Source organism: Streptomyces sp. L2 (assembly GCF_004124325.1).
Classification (GTDB): domain Bacteria; phylum Actinomycetota; class Actinomycetes; order Streptomycetales; family Streptomycetaceae; genus Streptomyces.
In genome coordinates this window covers 4162004-4178865 of sequence record NZ_QBDT01000001.1, presented here as the reverse complement: position 1 = coordinate 4178865, position 16862 = coordinate 4162004, and the positions used below count along the sequence as shown (strand labels likewise).

The window sequence follows — 16862 nt, the reverse complement described above, 5'->3', positions numbered from 1 at the left end:
AGGAGAGAACCTCATGGCAAGGCCCCCGGTACCGGATGGCGCGACCGCCGACCAGCCGGCCGACATCCGCCCGCTGATGGCCCGGTTTCCCACGGGCGTGTCGGTGGTGACAGCCCTCACCCCCGACGGCGAGCCGCGCGGTATGACGTGTAACTCGCTGACCAGCGTCGCCCTCTCACCCGCGACGCTGATGGTGTGCCTGCGTGCGGCCGGCCCCACCTTGGGCGCGGTGCTCCGCTCCGGGCACTTCGCGGTCAACCTGCTGCATGAAGAGGCGCGAGCCACGGCGCAGTTGTTCGCCTCCTGCGGCGCCAATCGCTTTTCGGAGGTCGAGTGGCGGCTGCCGGTCGGGGCTCACGGACCGCACCTGGCCACGGAGGCACTGGCCATCGCCGACTGCCGGGTGCGGCACACGATCCACATCGGCGACCACGTCGCCGTATTCGCCGAGGTGGACCGTACGGTGGTCCATGAGGACGCCGAGCCCCTGCTGTACGGACGGCGCCGTTACGCCCGTTGGTCAGACGCGACGACAGCATCCGCGTGTGCTCCACTGGCGGAAAGTGCCACTCGTGTCGTGCTCTGATCCACTTCGCGCCTTGCTGCTCACCATGCCGGTCGTCGTCCTGGCCTGCCAGGCGGGTTCCCTGCTTTTCCGCCGCATCGGTCAGCCTCCGGTGGTCGGAGAAATCCTCACCGGTGTTCTCCTGGGCCCCTCGTTGCTCGGCTTCGTCTGGCCGGCCGGGCAGAGCCTGCTCTTCCCGGCCTCGGTCCTGCCGACCATATCGGCACTTGGAAACGTCGGCCTGTTGGTCTTCATGTTCCTCATCGGATGCGAACTCGACGTCACCACACTGCGGGGAAACAGCCGAACCGCCCTCGCGGTCAGCCAGGCGAGTATTCTCCTGCCGCTCATTCTCGGCTCTGTTCTGGCGCTCACGATGTTCACGTCGCTCGCCCCGCCGGGTACCGGCAGAACTCCGTTCGTCCTGTTCGTAGCGGTGTCGATGAGCATCACCGCGTTCCCCGTGCTCGCTCGCATTCTCACTGACCGCGGTCTGCACGGCACCGCGGTCGGCACCCTTGCCATGGCCGCCGCGGCCGTGAACGATCTCGCCGCGTGGTTCCTGCTCGCACTGATCGCCGCCCTGGCCGGCAGCGGTTCGCTCCACGGTGTCCTGGTCACCATCGCGTTGACGACGGCATTCGTCCTGGTGACGCTGTACGCGGTGCGCCCGCTCGTGGCCCGGAGTGTCCGCCGGGCCCCTCGGACCATGGACCACCTGGTCCTCGTCATACTGTTCGGCGGCCTGTGCCTGGCGGGGCTCACCACCGAGAGCATCGGTGTGCACGCCCAGTTCGGGGCCTTCCTCTTCGGCGTGGCCATGCCGCGCCGCTCGCGCGTCGTGGAACGGGCCACGACCGGACTGCACACCTTCGTCCTGCCCCTTCTCCTCCCCCTGTTCTTCGTGGGGGCCGGGCTGCAGACGAACTTCGCCCGCCTTGCCGGCACACCAGAACTGTGGGTCTGGGCACCGGTCACGACGGGTGTCGCCGTCCTCGGCAAATGGGGAGGAGGTACATGTGCGGCGCGGGCGTGTGGGCAGAATTGGCAGGATGCGATGTCCATCGGCGCACTGATGAACAGTCGTGGACTGACGGAATTGATCGTGCTTGGTCTCGGGCTTCAGCTCGGTGTGATCAGCACGCCCCTCTATAGCCTGCTCGTCCTCATGGCGCTGATCACTACCGTGCTCACCGCACCTTCCCTGTCATGGATTCGCCGAACGTTTGCCGACGCGGACGACGGCGGGGCCGGCACACGCGGCGAAATTCGGGTGCCGCAGGGGCGGGCCGGTCCCTACGCTCACTGCTCATGACCGCGCACGAGTACCTGCTGAACGTCGTCGATGTCGAGGCGACGTGCTGGGAGGGGGAGCCGCCGCCCGGTGAGGTCAGCGAGATCATCGAGATCGGGCTCACCGTCGTCGACCTGCGGGCCGGCGAACGGCTCGACAAGCACCGGGTGCTGGTACGGCCGGCCCGGTCGGCGGTCAGCCCCTTCTGTACGGAGCTGACCGGGCTGACGCAGGCCGAGGTCGACCAGGGGCTGTCCTTCGCGGAGGCGTGCCGGGAGCTGGCGGCGCGGCACCGGGCCGGGCTGCTGCCGTGGGCGAGCTGGGGCGACTACGACCGTCACCAGTTCACCCGCCAGTGCCTGCGGACGGAGGCGCCGTACCCGTTCGGCCACCGGCACACCAACGCCAAGGCCGCCTTCACCGCCTCCTACGGCCTGCGCCGCCGCCCCGGCATGGCCCAGGCCCTGACGGTGGCCGGGCTCCCGCTGGAGGGCCGCCACCACCGGGGCGACGACGACGCGTGGAACATCGCCGCGCTGGTGCTGGACGTGTCGGGCCGAGGGGACTGGCCTGCGGGCTGAGGCATCCCGGTGCCGCGCGGGCTCAGTGGTAGGCGTGTACGACCGCGTGTCCCTTGCCGCGGCCGATCATCCACCGGTTCACCGGCGTGGTCACGAGGAAGGCCAGCACGAGGGAGAACGCCAGCGAGGCCCAGAACAGCCACTGGCCGAGGCCCGCGTTCATGGCGCCGGGCACGCCGACCATCACCGTGTTGTCGATCAGCTCCATCACCGCGATCGACACGGTGTCGGCGGCGAGGGCCACCTTGACCGCCTGCCGGAACGGGACACCGGCCCGCAGCACGCCCCGCATGGTCAGCGCGTACCCGAAGACGAACGCCAGCACGATGGAGATGCCGACGGTGGCCCCGTTGTGCAGTCCGGCGGCCGTGCCGATGACCATGCCGAGGACCTCACCGATGGCACAGCCGGTGAGGCAGTGCAGGGTGGCCTGCGCGGCCATCCGCCAGGAGGAGCCGGACGGCTGGTGTTCCTGCTGCTGTTCGTGTTCGTGTGCGTGTGCGTGATGATGGTGAACGCTGTGATCCATCGTCGGTCTCCCCTCCGGGGTCGGCTGCCGACAGGGTCAACGATATACCCCCCTGGGGTATTCCAAGGAATGTTCTGGGGCGGCGTCCGGAGGTGCCAGGGCCGACAGCGCGGCGGGCCTCGCCGCACCGTCCGCCGCCGAGCCGCGCAAGAGGGCGGCCAGGTCGTGGGGCTTGGCCCGCTCGTCCGTGGGCGCCGCCGCCGTGATGCGGTCGAGACGGAAGCCCCGGCCGGCCTCGCGCGCGCGGCACCAGGCGATGAGGTACCAGCGGCCGTCGGCGACGAGCAGCCCGGCCGGTTCCACGGCGCGCTCGCTCTCCCGCCCGGCCGCGTCGACGTAGGAGAGCCGCAGCACCGTGCCGGCGGTGAGAGCCTGCTCGACCGCGGTGCGGATCGCGGAGTCGGACGGCGGGGGCAGCGCGACGATGCGGGCGGCGAGGTGCCGGGCCGCCGCCGAGGCCGGGCCGGTCATCGACGCCGCGATCTTCTGGGCCGCCGTACGGGCCGCACCGGCGTAGGGAGCGCCGGCGTCGGCGGCGGCGAGGGCAGCGGCCAGGGCCGAGGCCTCGTCGGCGGTAAAGCGGATCGGGGGCAGGGTCATGTCCGGGTCGACCGTCCAGCCCCCGCCGCGCCCGGAGGTGGCGCGCACCGGGACGCCGGTCTCCATCAGCGTCTGGAGGTCGCGCTGGACCGTGCGCGTGCTCACCTCGAAGCGTGCCGCGAGCGCCGCGACCGTCAGGAGGCGCGGCGCTGTCGCGCGCAACTCTTCCACCAGCGCGTAGAGGCGGGCGGTGCGGTTCATGCGGGCGACGCTACCGGCCCGCGGTGGACAGGAAGTCGCGCTGGCGCCGCAGTTCGCGCTCGGTGATGGTCAGGGGGAACAGGGTGAAGCCGTGCATCGCTCCGGCGACGACACCGAGCTGCACGAGCGCGCCCGCCGCCTGCCACCGCTGGGCCAGGAACAGCGAGTCGTCCCGCAGGGGGTCCTCGGAGCCGACGACGATCCGGGCGGGCGGCAGGCCGGCGAGGTCGGCGAACAACGGTGAGATCTCGGGGTCGCGGCGCTGCTCCGGGCTCATGCCGGGGGTGAACATCTCGTAGGTCCGCCGCAGCGTGTCGGTGTTGCTCAGCAGCCGCCGGGAGCCGAACGCTCGCTGACTCGGTGTCATCGACAGGTCGTAGGGGCCGAACAGCAGGTGGGCCGCCTGGAAGGCGCCGGTGATGCCGTGCCGGTCGCGCAGGCGCAGCAGGGTCACGACGCTCAGGTGGGCGCCGGCCGACTCCCCTCCGATCAGCAGCCGCCCGGTGCCGAACTCGGCCGCGGCGTGCCGCACCAGCCAGCGGGCGGCCGCCTCGCAGTCGTCGGCCGCGGCGGGGAAGGGGTGTTCGGGCGCGAGGCGGTAGTCGACGCTGACGACGGCCAGCCGGGTCTGTTCGGCGAGCCGCCAGAGCCTCTCGTCCTGTCCGTCCGCGGAACCGAAGGCCCAGCCACCCCCATGGATGTGCAGGTACACCCCCTCGACCCGCGCGGGCACGAAGACCCTCACCCTCACGCCCTCGATGACACGGTCCCGGCCCTGCGGCAGCCGCACCGGCGGTGTGTCGCCGCCGAGCCGGTTGCGCCGAAGGGTGGCCAGCAGGGCCGCGTCCGGCGGGCCCTGGCGGGCCGGGCGGCTCGCGGCGGCGGTCTCGAACTGCTCGTTGAACGCGAGGGTCTCGGCGAGGCAGTCCTCATCGGTGATCGTCATGCGTCGACGGTCGCAGCCGTCCGCGACACCGTCCTGTCACCCTTTCCTGGTGAGCCGCGTCACAACTCCCCGGCGGCCGCGGTCTCCCTACACTGGCCGCCATGGCATGCCGCATCACGGAACTGGTCCTCGACTGCGCCGACCCGGAGCGGCTCGCCGCCTTCTGGAGCGAGGTCCTCGGCTACGTCGAACTCGGCCGGGAGGACGACGGAAGCATCGAGATCGGCCCGCCCGGCACCGGCTTCGGCGGCCCCCAGCCCACGCTCGTCCTGAGCCCCAGCGACGACCCCCGCCCCGCCAAGCTCCGCCTCCACATCGACGTCAACCCCACCGACCACGACCAGCCCACCGAACTGGCCCGCCTCCTCGCCCTCGGCGCCACCCCCACCGACATCGGCCAAACAGGCACCGAAACCTGGCACGTCCTGTCCGACCCGGAGGGCAACGAGTTCTGCCTCCTACGCACCCGAGTCACACCAGCCTGACCGGCGCCGAACCGCTGGCACTCGGCTCAGGGGGCCACCAGTGAGGCGTGAATCCGGTCGACCGCCCGCAGAACCTCGTCGCGGTTCTTCGCTCGCTTGATCCACGTGGGCAGGCGCGCCACCAGAGTCATCTTCCGCCCGGTGTCGTACCAGGGCGCCCGTTCCCGCACCGACGCCTCGACGTACCGGCGGATCAGGTCGAGGTGTTCGAGGTTGTACGCCCACAACCACCCGTGCCGGGTCTCCGCCTGGAGCCACAGCCGCGCCCCGAAATACGGATCCCTGCCAGGGTTCGCCGTGCCCCACCGGAAGGTGAGTGAACGGCCGCTGCACACGCGGGCCAGCCCACAGCCGCCGCAGACCAGACGCCGAGGCCGAGACTGTGACCAGCCTCCGCCGCCGAAGTCGCCGGGCGCCGGGATGACGTACGCGGGCTTCTCACAGTCAGGGCATCTGACCATGACCGCGTCGATGAAGTCGTACGCGGTGCTGCGCGGATCACGGAACCGGCGGGAGGGCAGAACCATGCGCCGAGTATGCGACCGCCCGTCGGACGGGCGCACCTTGTTTCCTGGTGCGGGGGGACGTCGGCGGAGGGCCACGGCCGAGAGGGCCGCCCCGGTCGCGGGGCGCTCCTGACTACTGCCCCAGGGCGCGGCCCAGTACGTACACCGCCGGTGCCGCCGCCGCGAGGGGGAGGGCGACGCCGGCGGTGAAGTGCACGAAGCGGGACGGGTAGTCGTAGCTCGCGACCCGGTGGCCGATCAGGGCGCACACCGCCGCGCCCGCGCCGAGCAGCGCGCCCTTCGCGCCCAGGCCCGTGACACCGCCCAGCGCGATTCCGGCACCGGTCGCCGCCAGCAGGGACACGACCACCGAGGCCGGGGTCGGCAGCGGCAGCGCCCGTGCCAGGACGGCCACCGCGACCGCGCCCGCGCCGACCGACACCGCCTTCGGGCCGGCGCCGAGATAGCCGGTCGCCACGATCGCCAGGGCCGCCGAGGCGATCGTCGCCATCAGGCCGTACATCCGCTCGTCCGGGTCCGCGTGCGAGCGGAGCTGGAGCACCAGGCTGAGCAGCACCCACACGCCGAGCGTGCCCAGGATCGCGGCCGGGGCGTGCCCGCGTCCGGCGCCGAGCACGGCGGCGTCGGCGACGAGCGCGCCGAGGAACGCCAGCGCGATGCCCTGCCGGGCCGGCCACATCCCGTTCAGCCGGAACCAGCCCGCCGCCGTCACCGCCTGGAGCGCCACGAGGGGCACGACCAGGGCGTACGACGCGACGGGCGCCGTGGCCGCGAGGAGCAGGCCGAGCAGCGCGGTGAGCGCCGCGGGCTGCATGCCGGGCTCGATGACCGGCGAACGGCCCTCCAGGCGGGCCCGCTGGGCGTCGGTGATCCGGGCATTGCCGGCCAGCGTCGCCGGGCCGTACTCGGGGTCGGGCTCGGGCTCTGGTGTCGCCGCCGGTGCCGGCTCGGGGGTGGGCTGGGGTGCGGGGACGTACGCCTGGGCCGGCTGCTGGTGCACGGGGGCGGTGTAGGGAGCCGCCGCTCCTGGCTGCTGGTTCTGGTGCTGGTAGCCCTGCATCGGCTCCTGGTACGCCTGCTGCGGCTCCTGATAAGCCTGCGCCTGTGCGCCCAGCGAGGCGTGCGTCTGGGTTTCCCAGGTCTGGCCCTGCCACTGCAGGGTGAGCTGGGGGTCGTAGCCCCCCTGGTCGTACTCGCCGGGGTAGGGCCCCTGCCACGCCTGCTGGTGCTGCTGCCCGTAGGGGTCGTACCCCTCGTAGGAACCGCCCTCGTACGGCTGGTCGCTCATCGCCTCACCCTCCTGCGAACGGCGGGAGCACCTCGACCGTGCCGCCCTCGGCCAGCCGTACCGTCTCATGCGCGCGGGTCCCGACGGGGTCACCGTCGATGAGGAAGGAGCATCGCTGCAGGACGCGCGTGAGTTCGCCGGGGTGTCGCTCGCGCACCGCGGCCAGCGCGTCGGCGAGCGTTACCGCGTCGTACGGTTCCTCGGCGACCCCGGCGGCGGCCTTCGCGGCGGCCCAGTAGCGCACCGTGACCTTGGGCATCTGGTTCCTCAATCGAACGGCAGGACGTCGCGGGACGCCCCAGGACTTCAAAGGACCGTCAAACGACGGGTGACGTTCAGGCTAGCTCCCCCGCGCCGCCGACCAGTCCCCGATCCGGGCGAGCAGGGCGTCCGGGGCCGCGTTCTCCGCGTGGCCCATGCCCGGCTCCAGCCAGAGTTCCCCGTGGTCACCGGCGGCTTCCGCCAGCATCCGGGGGTGGTCGAGGGGGAAATAAGCGTCCCGGTCGCCGTGGACGAGGAGGAGCGGGGTCGGGGCGATCCGCGGCACCGCCTCGACCGGGGACAGCGGCACCGGGTCCCACGCGCGGTGGTGGATGCGGGTGCGCAGGCCGTAGCGTCCGACCAGGCGGCCCTCGGGACGCGTGACCAGCCAGTGCAGGCGGCGCATGGGGGCCGTACCCCGGTAGTACCAACGGGCGGGCGCGCTGACCGCGACCACCGCGTCGACCGCGCCCGGATACAGGGCCGCGTGCCGCAGCACCACCGACCCGCCCATGGAGAAGCCGACGGTCACCACGCGCGCGTGCCCGAAGCCGCGCGCCCACGCCACGGCTGCCGCCAGGTCCAGCACCTCCTGGTCGCCGACCGTGGAGCGGCCGCCCGAGGCGCCGTGGCCGCGGAAGGAGAAGGTGACGACGGCGCCGTAACGGGCGAGGACGCCCGCCACCCTTCGCACATGCGGCCGGTCCACGTCCCCGGTGAAGCCGTGCGCGACCACGAAGACCAGGCCGGAACGGCCGCCGTCGGAGTCGTCCGACGGCTCGTCCGACGGCCGGTACAGCTCGTCCCTCGGCCGGTACAGGGCGTCCACGCGGGTGCCGTCGGCCGCGCGGAGGAACGTCCGGAGCGGGCCCCGACCGGGCGTCTCGGGATGCGGACAGTCCGTGGAACGCGCCACACAACCTGCCGGACGATTGCTCATGTGGGCTATTCTGCTGGGCAGAGGACTCGGGCAGCGAAGCCCCCGGGTCCTTTTGTGCTTTCGGTAGCGTTGGACCGAGGAGGAACAAGACGTATGAGTTCTCTGCTGCTCCTGACCAACGCCCTCCAGCCGTCGACGGAGGTGCTGCCCGCCCTCGGCCTGCTCCTGCACCACGTGCGGGTCGCCCCGGCGGAGGGCCCCGCCCTCGTGGACACCCCCGGCGCGGACGTCATACTCGTCGACGGCCGCCGCGACCTGCCCCAGGTCCGCAGCCTGTGCCAGCTGCTGCGCTCCACCGGCCCCGGCTGCCCCCTCGTGCTCGTCGTCACCGAGGGCGGCCTGGCCGCCGTCACCGCGGAATGGGGTGTCGACGACGTCGTCCTCGACACCGCGGGCCCCGCGGAGGTGGAGGCGCGGCTGCGGCTGGCGACGGGCCGGCAGCAGCTCGTCGGCGACGACTCGCCGATGGAGATCCGCAACGGCGACCTGTCCGTCGACGAGGCGACCTACTCCGCCAAACTGAAGGGCCGGGTCCTCGACCTCACCTTCAAGGAGTTCGAGCTGCTCAAGTACCTCGCCCAGCACCCCGGCCGGGTCTTCACCCGCGCCCAGCTCCTCCAGGAGGTCTGGGGCTACGACTACTTCGGCGGCACCCGGACGGTGGACGTGCACGTACGGCGGCTTCGCGCCAAACTCGGCCCGGAGCACGAGTCGCTGATCGGAACCGTCCGGAACGTCGGTTATCGATTCGTTACGCCCGAGAAGTCCGACCGGTCCGGCGAGGAGCCCCAGGGCAAGGCGGACCGGTCAAAACCGGGCAAGTCATCCCCTTCCGCCGTCCGTGGCGGCGCGGAAGTGGCGGCGGAGGCATAGCGACGGCTCCGGAGGGGCAGACAAGCTCCACGGAGAGGCATTGCTTCCGCACAGCCGCCCTGTGATACGCCCTGCCCAGGGACGGTCCATCCGCGTAGACTCCGCGCGTGGCCAAGGTGACTCGGGATGACGTGGCACGGCTGGCTGGGACCTCCACCGCCGTCGTCAGTTATGTCATCAACAACGGACCCCGGCCGGTCGCCCCGGCCACGCGCGAGCGTGTCCTCGCGGCGATCAAGGAACTGGGGTACCGGCCGGACCGGGTCGCCCAGGCGATGGCCTCGCGGCGCACCGACCTCATAGGCCTGATCATCCCCGACGCCCGCCAGCCCTTCTTCGGGGAGATGGCGCACGCGGTCGAACAGGCCGCCTCCGAGCGCGGCAAGATGGTGCTCGTCGGCAACACCGATTACATCGGCGAACGCGAGGTCCACTACCTGCGCGCCTTCCTCGGCATGCGCGTCTCGGGCCTGATCCTCGTCTCCCACGCGCTGAACGACCTGGCCGCCGCCGAGATAGAGGCCTGGGACGCCCGCGTGGTGCTGCTGCACGAGCGCCCGGAGGCCATCGACGACGTCGCCGTCGTCACCGACGACCTCGGCGGGGCCCAGCTCGCCGTACGCCACCTGCTGGAGCACGGCTACGAGTACGTGGCCTGTCTCGGCGGCACGGCGGACACCCCGGCCGTCGGCGACCCGGTCTCCGACCACGTCGAGGGCTGGAAGCGGGCCATGGACGAGGCGGGGCTGTCGACCGAGGGCCGGCTGTTCGAGGCGCCGTACAACCGGTACGACGCCTACCGCGTCGGCCTGGAGGTGCTGTCCGGGCCGCGCCGCCCGCCCGCGATCTTCTGCTCCACCGACGACCAGGCGATCGGCGTGCTGCGCGCCGCGCGCGAGCTGCGCATCGACGTGCCCGGGGAGCTGGCGGTGGCCGGCTTCGACGACATCAAGGAGGCGGCGCTGGCGGATCCGCCGCTGACGACGGTGGCGTCCGACCGGTCGGCGATGGCCCGCTCCGCTGTGGATCTGGTGCTGGACGACGGGTTGCGGGTCGCCGGGTCGCGGCGGGAGCGGCTGAAGACGTTTCCGTCGCGGTTGGTGGTGCGGACGTCCTGCGGATGCTGACTGGTGCGGTCCGGTCGTTTTGAACGTGCGGGCGCGTTGTGGCTGGTCGCGCAGTTCCCCGCGCCCCTTCGGGGCGCTTCCCTGAACGTTGGCTGAGAAGGGCTGACCAAAGCCCCAGTCAGCTCTTTATATCGGGCAAACGCGGTTCTGTCGGGCTTCTCAGTCGGCACTCAGGAAGCTCTCATGGTCACGGGGGACGCTTCAGTCATGACCGAGAGCATGCGCCGTAACGGCGATCACGAGTACGAGAACCCGCAGGGTACGTACACCCACCCCGCTCCGGTGAACCCGGAGTGGCCGCCTCCTCCGCCGTTCGACCCCCCGGCGGGCCCCGCGCCGAAGCCGAAGCGGACCCGCGGCCCGGTCGCCCTGCTCGCGGCGGTCGCGATCGTCGCGGCGGCGGTGGGCGGCGGCACCGCGTACGCCTTCCAGGAGCTGACCGGCAAGGACACGGTCGCCTCCGCCTCGGCGAGCACCAACGTGGTGCCGTCGAGCAAGAAGGGTGACGTCGCCGCGATCGCCACCGCCGTCAGCCCGAGCGTCGTCGAGATCAACGCGACCCTCAGCAACGGCTCGTCCACCGGCTCCGGCGTGATCATCACGAGCAGCGGCGAGATCGTCACCAACAACCACGTCATCGCGGGCGCCGACTCGATAAGGGTGCGCACCAGCGACGGCAAGAGCTACACCGCCGACGTCGTCGGCACGGACAGCTCCAAGGACCTCGCGCTGATCAAGCTCCAGGGCGCGTCCGGACTGAAGCCGGCCTCGCTCGGGAACTCCTCCGACGTGCAGGTCGGTGACACGGTCGTCGCGATCGGCTCCCCCGAGGGCCTGACCGGCACGGTCACCAGCGGTATCGTCTCCGCGCTCAACCGCGATGTCACGGTGCCCACGGACGAGGGCCAGGGCCAGGACCAGGGCGGCGGCGGCTCCGACGGCCAGTGGCCGTTCGAGTTCGGCGGCCGGCAGTTCAACGGCGACACCGGCTCGTCCACGACGACGTACAAGGCGATCCAGACGGACGCCTCCCTCAACCCCGGCAACTCCGGTGGTGCGCTGATCAACGCCGCCGGGCAGGTCATCGGCCTCAACTCCGCGATGTACGCGTCGAGTCAGCAGGCGTCCTCGTCCTCGGACGCGGGCAGCATCGGACTCGGCTTCGCGATCCCGATCAACACCGTCAAGTCCGACCTCCCGCACCTGCGGGCGGACGCGGGCAACTAGTGCCCCGGCAGGCGACGTTTGCCCGTGAAGGAGCGGCGTCCGGTGCGTGCTCTCGGTGTGCCGGCCGGAAGTCCTCGTACTGGATGTACTTGGGCTTTCGGCCGGTGCGGCGAGAGGGCGTGCCGGGCGTCGCGACGGGGCGAACGTTGCCTGTTGGGGCACTAGCGGCCCTCTCCCAGGCGCTCCGACGACAGGAGTACGTCATGACCAGGCAGGTCTCGCATCAGGTGCCCGGCACGGGTCCGGCGGACATCGCCCTCGCCCTCGCGGTGGCGGGCGCGCTGCACGAGCCGCTCACGGCGGCCCGCGCCGCCGAGGCCACCGGGAAGCCCGCGGTGACCCGGTTCCCGCAGCTGATGGGGCTGCGGACGAGCGCCGCACGCCCGCACCGGCGCCGGGTGCCGCTGAACCGGCTGAGCACCGTCACGGTGTGACACCCCCGCCGCCCCCGCGCGTGCGTGCCCTGCGCGTGGGAAACATGCGACGCTGAAAGACGCCGAACGTGCCGAGAGGCACCGGCCGGCGCCCCCGCCCCCACCACCCCGAGGAACCCCGACCGATGAGCCCCGCCGACGGCGACCGCGACCGTGACCCCCAGCGCATCCTGATCGTCGACGACGAGCCGGCCGTACGGGAGGCGCTGCGGCGCAGCCTCGCCTTCGAGGGGTACGACACGGAGGTGGCCGTGGACGGAGCGGACGCCCTGGAGAAGACCGGCGCCTACCAGCCGGACCTGATCGTCCTGGACATCCAGATGCCGAGGATGGACGGTCTGACGGCGGCCCGCCGGATCCGGGGCGCCGGTGACACACTGCCGATCCTGATGCTGACGGCCCGCGACACCGTCGGCGACCGGGTGACGGGGCTGGACGCGGGCGCCGACGACTACCTGGTCAAGCCGTTCGAGCTGGACGAGCTGTTCGCCCGTATCCGCGCCCTGCTGCGGCGCAGCTCCTACGCGGCGGCGGTGTCGGCGCAGGCCCAGGAGGACGAGGCGCTGGCCTTCGCCGACCTGCGGATGGACCTCGCGACCCGGGAGGTGACGCGGGGCGAGCGCCAGGTCGAGCTGACCCGGACCGAGTTCACGCTGCTGGAGATGTTCATGGCCCACCCGCGCCAGGTGCTCACCCGCGAGCAGATCCTGAAGGCGGTCTGGGGCTTCGACTTCGAGCCGTCGTCCAACTCCCTGGACGTCTACGTCATGTACCTGCGCCGCAAGACCGAGGCCGGCGGCGAGCCGCGCCTCGTGCACACCGTGCGGGGCGTGGGCTATGTGCTGCGGCAGGGCGGCGCGGAGTGAAGAGGCTCCTGCGCCGCTACCGCGCCCTGCCGATCCGGGCCCGGCTGGCGATGCTGGTCGCGGCGGCGGTGGCGTTCGCGGTGGCGGCGGTGTCGGTGACGTGCTGGTTCATCGTCAAGGGCAAGCTGTACGACCAGGCGGACCAGGACCTGCAGAAGGCGGTCGCCGTACCGCAGCACCAGCTGGAGAACCAGGTGAACTCCGCCCTGGCCCTGTGCCTGCAGAAGCCCTCGCCGTACTTCGGCGGCTTCCGGAGCACGTACTCGGAGGTGGTGAAGCCGGACGGCAGCGTGTGCCTGTTCACCAGCTCGCTGGGCCGGGTCAAGGTCACGGGCATCGACCGGGACGCGGTCGAGCGGGCGGGGACCTCCGACGACCACGGGGAGTTCCACAACAGCACGGACACCGACGGCACCCCGGTGCGGGTGCTGGTCGTACCGCAGGCGCTGCGCAACACCGCGGACAACTCTCTCGTCAAGGCCGCCGTCATCAACGCCGTCTCCCTGCGCAGCACCGAGAAGACCCTCAACGACCTCGCCCTGATCCTGCTCCTCGTCTCCGGGGTGGGTGTCATAGGGGCCGGGGCGGCGGGCCTCGCCGTGGCCCGGGCGGGCCTGCGCCCCGTCGACAAGCTCACCGAGGCCGTGGAACACGTGGCCCGGACGGAGGACCTCGCGATCCGGATCCCCGTGGACGACGACAGCGAGGACGAAGTGGCCCGGCTGTCGCGGTCGTTCAACTCGATGACCTCCTCGCTGGCCAGCTCGCGCGAGATGCAGCAGCAGCTGATCGCGGACGCCGGTCATGAGTTGCGTACCCCGCTGACCTCGCTGCGGACGAACATCGAGCTCCTCACCCGCAGTGAGGAGACGGGCCGTCCGCTGCCCCCGGAGGACCGCAAGGCGCTGCTCGCCTCGGTGAAGGCGCAGATGACGGAACTGGCGGCGCTGATCGGTGACTTGCAGGAGCTGTCCCGCTCGGAGAACCAGCGGGGCGAGCGGGTCGAGGTGACACCGCTCCAGGACACGGTGGAGGCGGCGCTGCGCCGGGCGCGGCTGCGCGGGCCGGAACTGACGATCACGGCGGACCTGGAGCCCTGGTTCGTGCGGGCGGAGCCTTCGGCGCTGGAGCGGGCGATCGTCAACATCCTGGACAACGCGGTGAAGTTCAGCCCCGAGGGCGGCACGATCGAGGTGCGGCTGACCGGGGGCGTGCTGACGGTCCGCGACCACGGTCCCGGCATTCCCGTCGAGGAACTCCCCCACGTCTTCGACCGCTTCTGGCGCTCCCCCAGCGCCCGCGCCCTCCCCGGCTCGGGCCTCGGCCTCTCCATCGTGGCCCGCACGGTCCGGCAGGCGGGCGGCGAGGTGGCACTGGGCCTCGCGGAGGACGGGGGGACGGTGGCGACGGTACGGCTGCCGGGTGCGCCTACGGCTCCGCCGGAGGCCATGTAGGAGGTTCGGGCTCCTGCCAGAAAACCTCTTCGACCACGATCTGGGGATCTTCGGCCCGGCGCACGAAGGTGTACTTCAGCCAGCCGTTTCCGTGATCGAAGTAGCAGATGTGGCGGCCCTTCGGCTCTGTGGAACGGGCCGGCTCGACGCCCATGCCGTCGGGAAGCCCGGCGTCAGCGTCGATGCCACGGAAATACGGGTCCTTCGCCGTGACCAGTTCGCCACGCGCTTCGAGAACCAGTTCCCGGATGTGCTCGGGCACTCCCTCGAAGGTGGCGAGGGCATCGACCCGCCAGTCCATCTGCCAGGGCGGCCCCATGAATCCCTCGGTCACTGGCCGGGCTCCAGTTCTCGGACCCGGTAGTGGATCTTGGCCGCCTCTTCGAGGAGCGCTTTGGCCTCAGCACTGTCGGTGCACTCGTACGCGGCCCGGTGTTCGAGATCGCGAACATGATCATCCAGCTCGGGATCCCGGGCGAGGGCGTACTCGCCCCACCAGCGAGCCATGAACGCCGGCACCGGACCGAGGTTGTAGGCGTCGGCGATGGCCCACTTCCAGTGCCGGTCGAAGTCCGGGAGGAGTTCGGGCGTGTGCTCGGCGATGGCGTCGCGCAGCGCCTTCGGTGTCCGCTCGGGCATGGGAGGGACAACGGGACCGGGCTCCGCAGCGTGCGCACTCATGCTCACTGTCCTCCTTCGACGTGCCGTGTCTACGACCATAACCGCCTCGTACCTCGTGCATCAGTAGTCCGTGAGCGGGCCGCGTCTTCCGGCCGCGAGATCCACGATGGAGGGGGCAGAGCTTCGAAGGGGGAACTTGAGCGACTTCACCCGAAGGTGCGCGGGCCGCCCTCGGCCGTGACGGTCAGTAGTAGCCGAGCATGCCCGGGGAGTCGATGTCGACCGTGAGGCTGCCGGGCGGGTACTCCCCCTCCTGGCCCGTGAGGATGATCGACATGCCGCCCGTCTCCACGTGGGGCTGGGCGACGTAGAGGGCATGGCAGACGTCGGGTCCGCCCCAGCCTTCGCGGTACATGGCGCCGACCGTGGCCGCCGCCACCTGGCTGAGCGGGTCCACCATGAGGCCCGCGAGGCCGAGGACGTCACTGGCCGACCCGGCGTCCTTCGCTTCGGCGCGCATGAGGCACAGCGCCGGGATGTGCAGCCAGTCGCCGGGAGTGTGGGCGACGTTGTCGGCCAGCTGGTGGAGGGCGCGGTGCCCCTGCGTGAGCGCGAGGACCGCGGTGGTGTCGAGGATGATCACGCTGCCTGACCCCGCTGGTTGTGCATCTTCTCCGCCGCCATCGCGTAGATGTTGGCCAGCACGTCCGGCCCCTTGTCCAGCTCCTCGTCCGTGAGGGTGCAGCCCAGGCGCTCCCGCAGAACCTTGCGGGTGGCGGCCACGCGTTCCGCGATCTGGGCGGCCGTGAGCTGCTGCTGCGCCAGCTCCTCCACCAGCTGCCCCAGGGTCTTCCCACGCTCCTTCGCCACCTCGGCGAGGTGGTCACGGGCCTGCCGGGACACCTGAATGGTCGTGTTGTCTGCCATATCTAAACCATAGCGTCGGCACGGCTTCGCTCGGCCGAAATCCCGGCATCTTCACCCGTTCGTGGCACCCCTCCCCCCGCACCCCGTCGCCGTACCCTCATATCCATGAGCAGCGACGACGCCCTGCACCCTTTTCCCTCCCGTTCGATCGAGACCTACGCCGAGCTCACCCCGGAGCAGGCCGAGGCCGTGCTCGCCCTGGTCGCCGAGGCCGGCCGGAGCGACGGCCAGCAGCCGGTGTCCGAGCAGGGGCGGCTGCAGTTGCGCGGCGGCGCCCGGGAGGGCGTCTCGCACCTGCTGCTGTCGGTCGACGGCGAACTCGTCGGCTACGCACAGCTGGAGGACACGGACCCGGTGGAGGCGCCGGCCGCCGAGCTGGTCGTCCACCCCGCGCACCGCGGGCACGGGCACGGGCGGGCGCTCGGCTCGGCGCTGATGGCCGCCTCGGGCAAGCGGCTGCGGGTGTGGGCGCACGGCGGGCACGCCGCCGCCCGGCATCTCGCCCAGGTGCTGGGGCTGACCCTGTTCCGCGAACTGCGCCAGATGCGGCGGCCGTTGGCGGGCCTGGAGCTGCCCGACCCGGTGCTGCCGGAGGGCGTGAGCGTACGGCCGTACCAGCCGGGCAAGGACGACGCGGCCTGGCTCGCGGTGAACACCGCCGCTTTCGCGCACCACCCCGAGCAGGGCTCGCTGACCCAGCGCGACCTGGACGACCGCAAGGCCCAGCCGTGGTTCGACCCGGCCGGGTTCTTCCTCGCCGAGCGGCGCGGGGAACTGGTCGGCTTCCACTGGACCAAGGTGCACGCGGCCGAGGGGCTCGGCGAGGTGTACGTGCTCGGGGTGCGCCCCGGCGAGCAGGGCGGCGGCCTGGGCAAGGCGCTGACCACCATCGGCCTGCGCCACCTCGCGGGGCTCGGCCTGCCCACAGCGATGCTCTACGTCGACGCCGACAACAAGGCGGCGGTGGCGGTGTACGAGCGGCTGGGGTTCGGCACGTACGAGACCGATCTGATGTACCGCACCGAGACGTGAGATAAGCGGGCAAAGAGCGCACAAGGGGCGGCCGGGTTGACGGGCGCCCCTTCTTTGCACCACCCTTTCACTACTCAATTAGTG

General features: G+C 71.6%; 22 protein-coding genes. 11 read left to right on the top strand and 11 right to left on the bottom strand.

Translation table 11 applies throughout. The features are described from left to right. The first annotated feature begins 13 nt into the window (after positions 1 to 13). The 3 genes from DBP14_RS18555 to DBP14_RS18545 are packed head-to-tail and all read left to right on the top strand — an operon-like array spanning position 14 to position 2440. Positions 14 to 586: a flavin reductase family protein gene (locus tag DBP14_RS18555; RefSeq protein WP_129308292.1), complete on the top strand. Its 573-nt coding sequence runs from the start codon at positions 14 to 16 to the stop codon at positions 584 to 586. A gap of 13 nt (positions 587 to 599) precedes the next feature. Further along, entirely contained in the window at positions 600 to 1880 is a 1281-nt protein-coding gene (locus tag DBP14_RS18550; protein WP_241740963.1) for a cation:proton antiporter, read from the top strand. Beyond that, entirely contained in the window at positions 1877 to 2440 is a 564-nt protein-coding gene (locus DBP14_RS18545; protein WP_129308291.1) for a 3'-5' exonuclease, read from the top strand. The genes DBP14_RS18550 and DBP14_RS18545 overlap by 4 nt, the downstream gene beginning before the upstream one ends. 22 nt (positions 2441 to 2462) lie before the next feature. Here the strand turns inward: DBP14_RS18545 and DBP14_RS18540 are convergent, their stop codons facing one another. The 3 genes from DBP14_RS18540 to DBP14_RS18530 are packed head-to-tail and all read right to left on the bottom strand — an operon-like array spanning position 2463 to position 4716. Next, complete coding sequence (locus DBP14_RS18540) at positions 2463 to 2969, bottom strand: DUF4396 domain-containing protein (RefSeq protein WP_129308290.1); 507 nt, start codon at positions 2967 to 2969, stop codon at positions 2463 to 2465. A 36-nt stretch (positions 2970 to 3005) separates the two neighbouring features. Next, the gene (locus DBP14_RS18535) at positions 3006 to 3770 is read right to left on the bottom strand and encodes a WYL domain-containing protein (RefSeq protein WP_129308289.1); all 765 of its coding nucleotides are present in this window, start codon (positions 3768 to 3770) and stop codon (positions 3006 to 3008) included. A 10-nt stretch (positions 3771 to 3780) separates the two neighbouring features. Further along, positions 3781 to 4716, bottom strand: a complete 936-nt coding sequence (locus tag DBP14_RS18530; protein ID WP_129308288.1) for an alpha/beta hydrolase — start codon at positions 4714 to 4716, stop codon at positions 3781 to 3783. A gap of 101 nt (positions 4717 to 4817) precedes the next feature. Between DBP14_RS18530 and DBP14_RS18525 the strand changes: the two genes are divergently transcribed. Continuing rightward, positions 4818 to 5201, top strand: coding sequence for a VOC family protein (locus DBP14_RS18525; RefSeq protein WP_129308287.1), 384 nt, complete (start codon positions 4818 to 4820; stop codon positions 5199 to 5201). A 26-nt stretch (positions 5202 to 5227) separates the two neighbouring features. Here the strand turns inward: DBP14_RS18525 and DBP14_RS18520 are convergent, their stop codons facing one another. From DBP14_RS18520 to DBP14_RS18505, 4 genes are all read right to left on the bottom strand, one after another. Beyond that, complete coding sequence (locus DBP14_RS18520; RefSeq protein WP_129308286.1) at positions 5228 to 5728, bottom strand: hypothetical protein; 501 nt, start codon at positions 5726 to 5728, stop codon at positions 5228 to 5230. Between the two features lie 112 nt (positions 5729 to 5840). After that, on the bottom strand, positions 5841 to 7016 hold the full coding sequence (locus DBP14_RS18515) for a hypothetical protein (protein WP_129308285.1): 1176 nt from the start codon (positions 7014 to 7016) through the stop codon (positions 5841 to 5843). 4 nt (positions 7017 to 7020) lie between these two features. Next, positions 7021 to 7275, bottom strand: coding sequence for a MoaD/ThiS family protein (locus tag DBP14_RS18510; protein ID WP_129308284.1), 255 nt, complete (start codon positions 7273 to 7275; stop codon positions 7021 to 7023). A gap of 81 nt (positions 7276 to 7356) precedes the next feature. Then, positions 7357 to 8217 carry an alpha/beta fold hydrolase gene (locus tag DBP14_RS18505; RefSeq protein ID WP_206739291.1) on the bottom strand — a complete coding sequence of 287 codons (861 nt, stop codon included), beginning with the start codon at positions 8215 to 8217 and terminating at the stop codon, positions 7357 to 7359. 93 nt (positions 8218 to 8310) lie between these two features. Between DBP14_RS18505 and DBP14_RS18500 the strand changes: the two genes are divergently transcribed. The 6 genes from DBP14_RS18500 to DBP14_RS18475 all read left to right on the top strand — a co-directional run bounded on the left by DBP14_RS18500 (position 8311) and on the right by DBP14_RS18475 (position 14198). After that, on the top strand, positions 8311 to 9090 hold the full coding sequence (locus tag DBP14_RS18500) for a response regulator transcription factor (protein WP_129308283.1): 780 nt from the start codon (positions 8311 to 8313) through the stop codon (positions 9088 to 9090). Between the two features lie 107 nt (positions 9091 to 9197). After that, a complete protein-coding gene (locus DBP14_RS18495) occupies positions 9198 to 10217 on the top strand; it encodes a LacI family DNA-binding transcriptional regulator (RefSeq protein WP_129308282.1) in 1020 nt (339 codons plus the stop codon). 207 nt (positions 10218 to 10424) lie between these two features. Then, positions 10425 to 11444 (top strand): trypsin-like peptidase domain-containing protein, encoded by a 1020-nt coding sequence (locus DBP14_RS18490; protein WP_129308281.1) that lies wholly within the window; start codon positions 10425 to 10427, stop codon positions 11442 to 11444. A gap of 203 nt (positions 11445 to 11647) precedes the next feature. Then, a complete protein-coding gene (locus DBP14_RS18485; RefSeq protein WP_129308280.1) occupies positions 11648 to 11878 on the top strand; it encodes a hypothetical protein in 231 nt (76 codons plus the stop codon). A gap of 125 nt (positions 11879 to 12003) precedes the next feature. Next, on the top strand, positions 12004 to 12744 hold the full coding sequence (locus DBP14_RS18480) for a response regulator transcription factor (RefSeq protein WP_129308279.1): 741 nt from the start codon (positions 12004 to 12006) through the stop codon (positions 12742 to 12744). Then, positions 12741 to 14198, top strand: coding sequence for a HAMP domain-containing sensor histidine kinase (locus tag DBP14_RS18475; protein ID WP_129308278.1), 1458 nt, complete (start codon positions 12741 to 12743; stop codon positions 14196 to 14198). Before DBP14_RS18480 ends, DBP14_RS18475 begins: the two co-directional genes overlap by 4 nt. Here DBP14_RS18475 and DBP14_RS18470 read toward each other — a convergent pair. From DBP14_RS18470 to DBP14_RS18455, 4 genes are all read right to left on the bottom strand, one after another. Continuing rightward, complete coding sequence (locus DBP14_RS18470; RefSeq protein ID WP_129308277.1) at positions 14173 to 14532, bottom strand: hypothetical protein; 360 nt, start codon at positions 14530 to 14532, stop codon at positions 14173 to 14175. The genes DBP14_RS18475 and DBP14_RS18470 overlap by 26 nt on opposite strands. After that, positions 14529 to 14879: a DUF6247 family protein gene (locus DBP14_RS18465; RefSeq protein WP_129308276.1), complete on the bottom strand. Its 351-nt coding sequence runs from the start codon at positions 14877 to 14879 to the stop codon at positions 14529 to 14531. Before DBP14_RS18465 ends, DBP14_RS18470 begins: the two co-directional genes overlap by 4 nt. A 184-nt stretch (positions 14880 to 15063) precedes the next feature. Beyond that, positions 15064 to 15462, bottom strand: coding sequence for a hypothetical protein (locus tag DBP14_RS18460; RefSeq protein WP_129308275.1), 399 nt, complete (start codon positions 15460 to 15462; stop codon positions 15064 to 15066). After that, positions 15459 to 15746, bottom strand: coding sequence for a hypothetical protein (locus tag DBP14_RS18455; protein WP_129308274.1), 288 nt, complete (start codon positions 15744 to 15746; stop codon positions 15459 to 15461). The genes DBP14_RS18460 and DBP14_RS18455 overlap by 4 nt, the downstream gene beginning before the upstream one ends. A 105-nt stretch (positions 15747 to 15851) precedes the next feature. Here DBP14_RS18455 and mshD point away from each other — a divergent pair, with 105 nt between their 5' ends. Beyond that, positions 15852 to 16778: a mycothiol synthase gene (mshD, locus tag DBP14_RS18450; RefSeq protein ID WP_129308273.1), complete on the top strand. Its 927-nt coding sequence runs from the start codon at positions 15852 to 15854 to the stop codon at positions 16776 to 16778. Positions 16779 to 16862 lie beyond the last annotated feature (84 nt).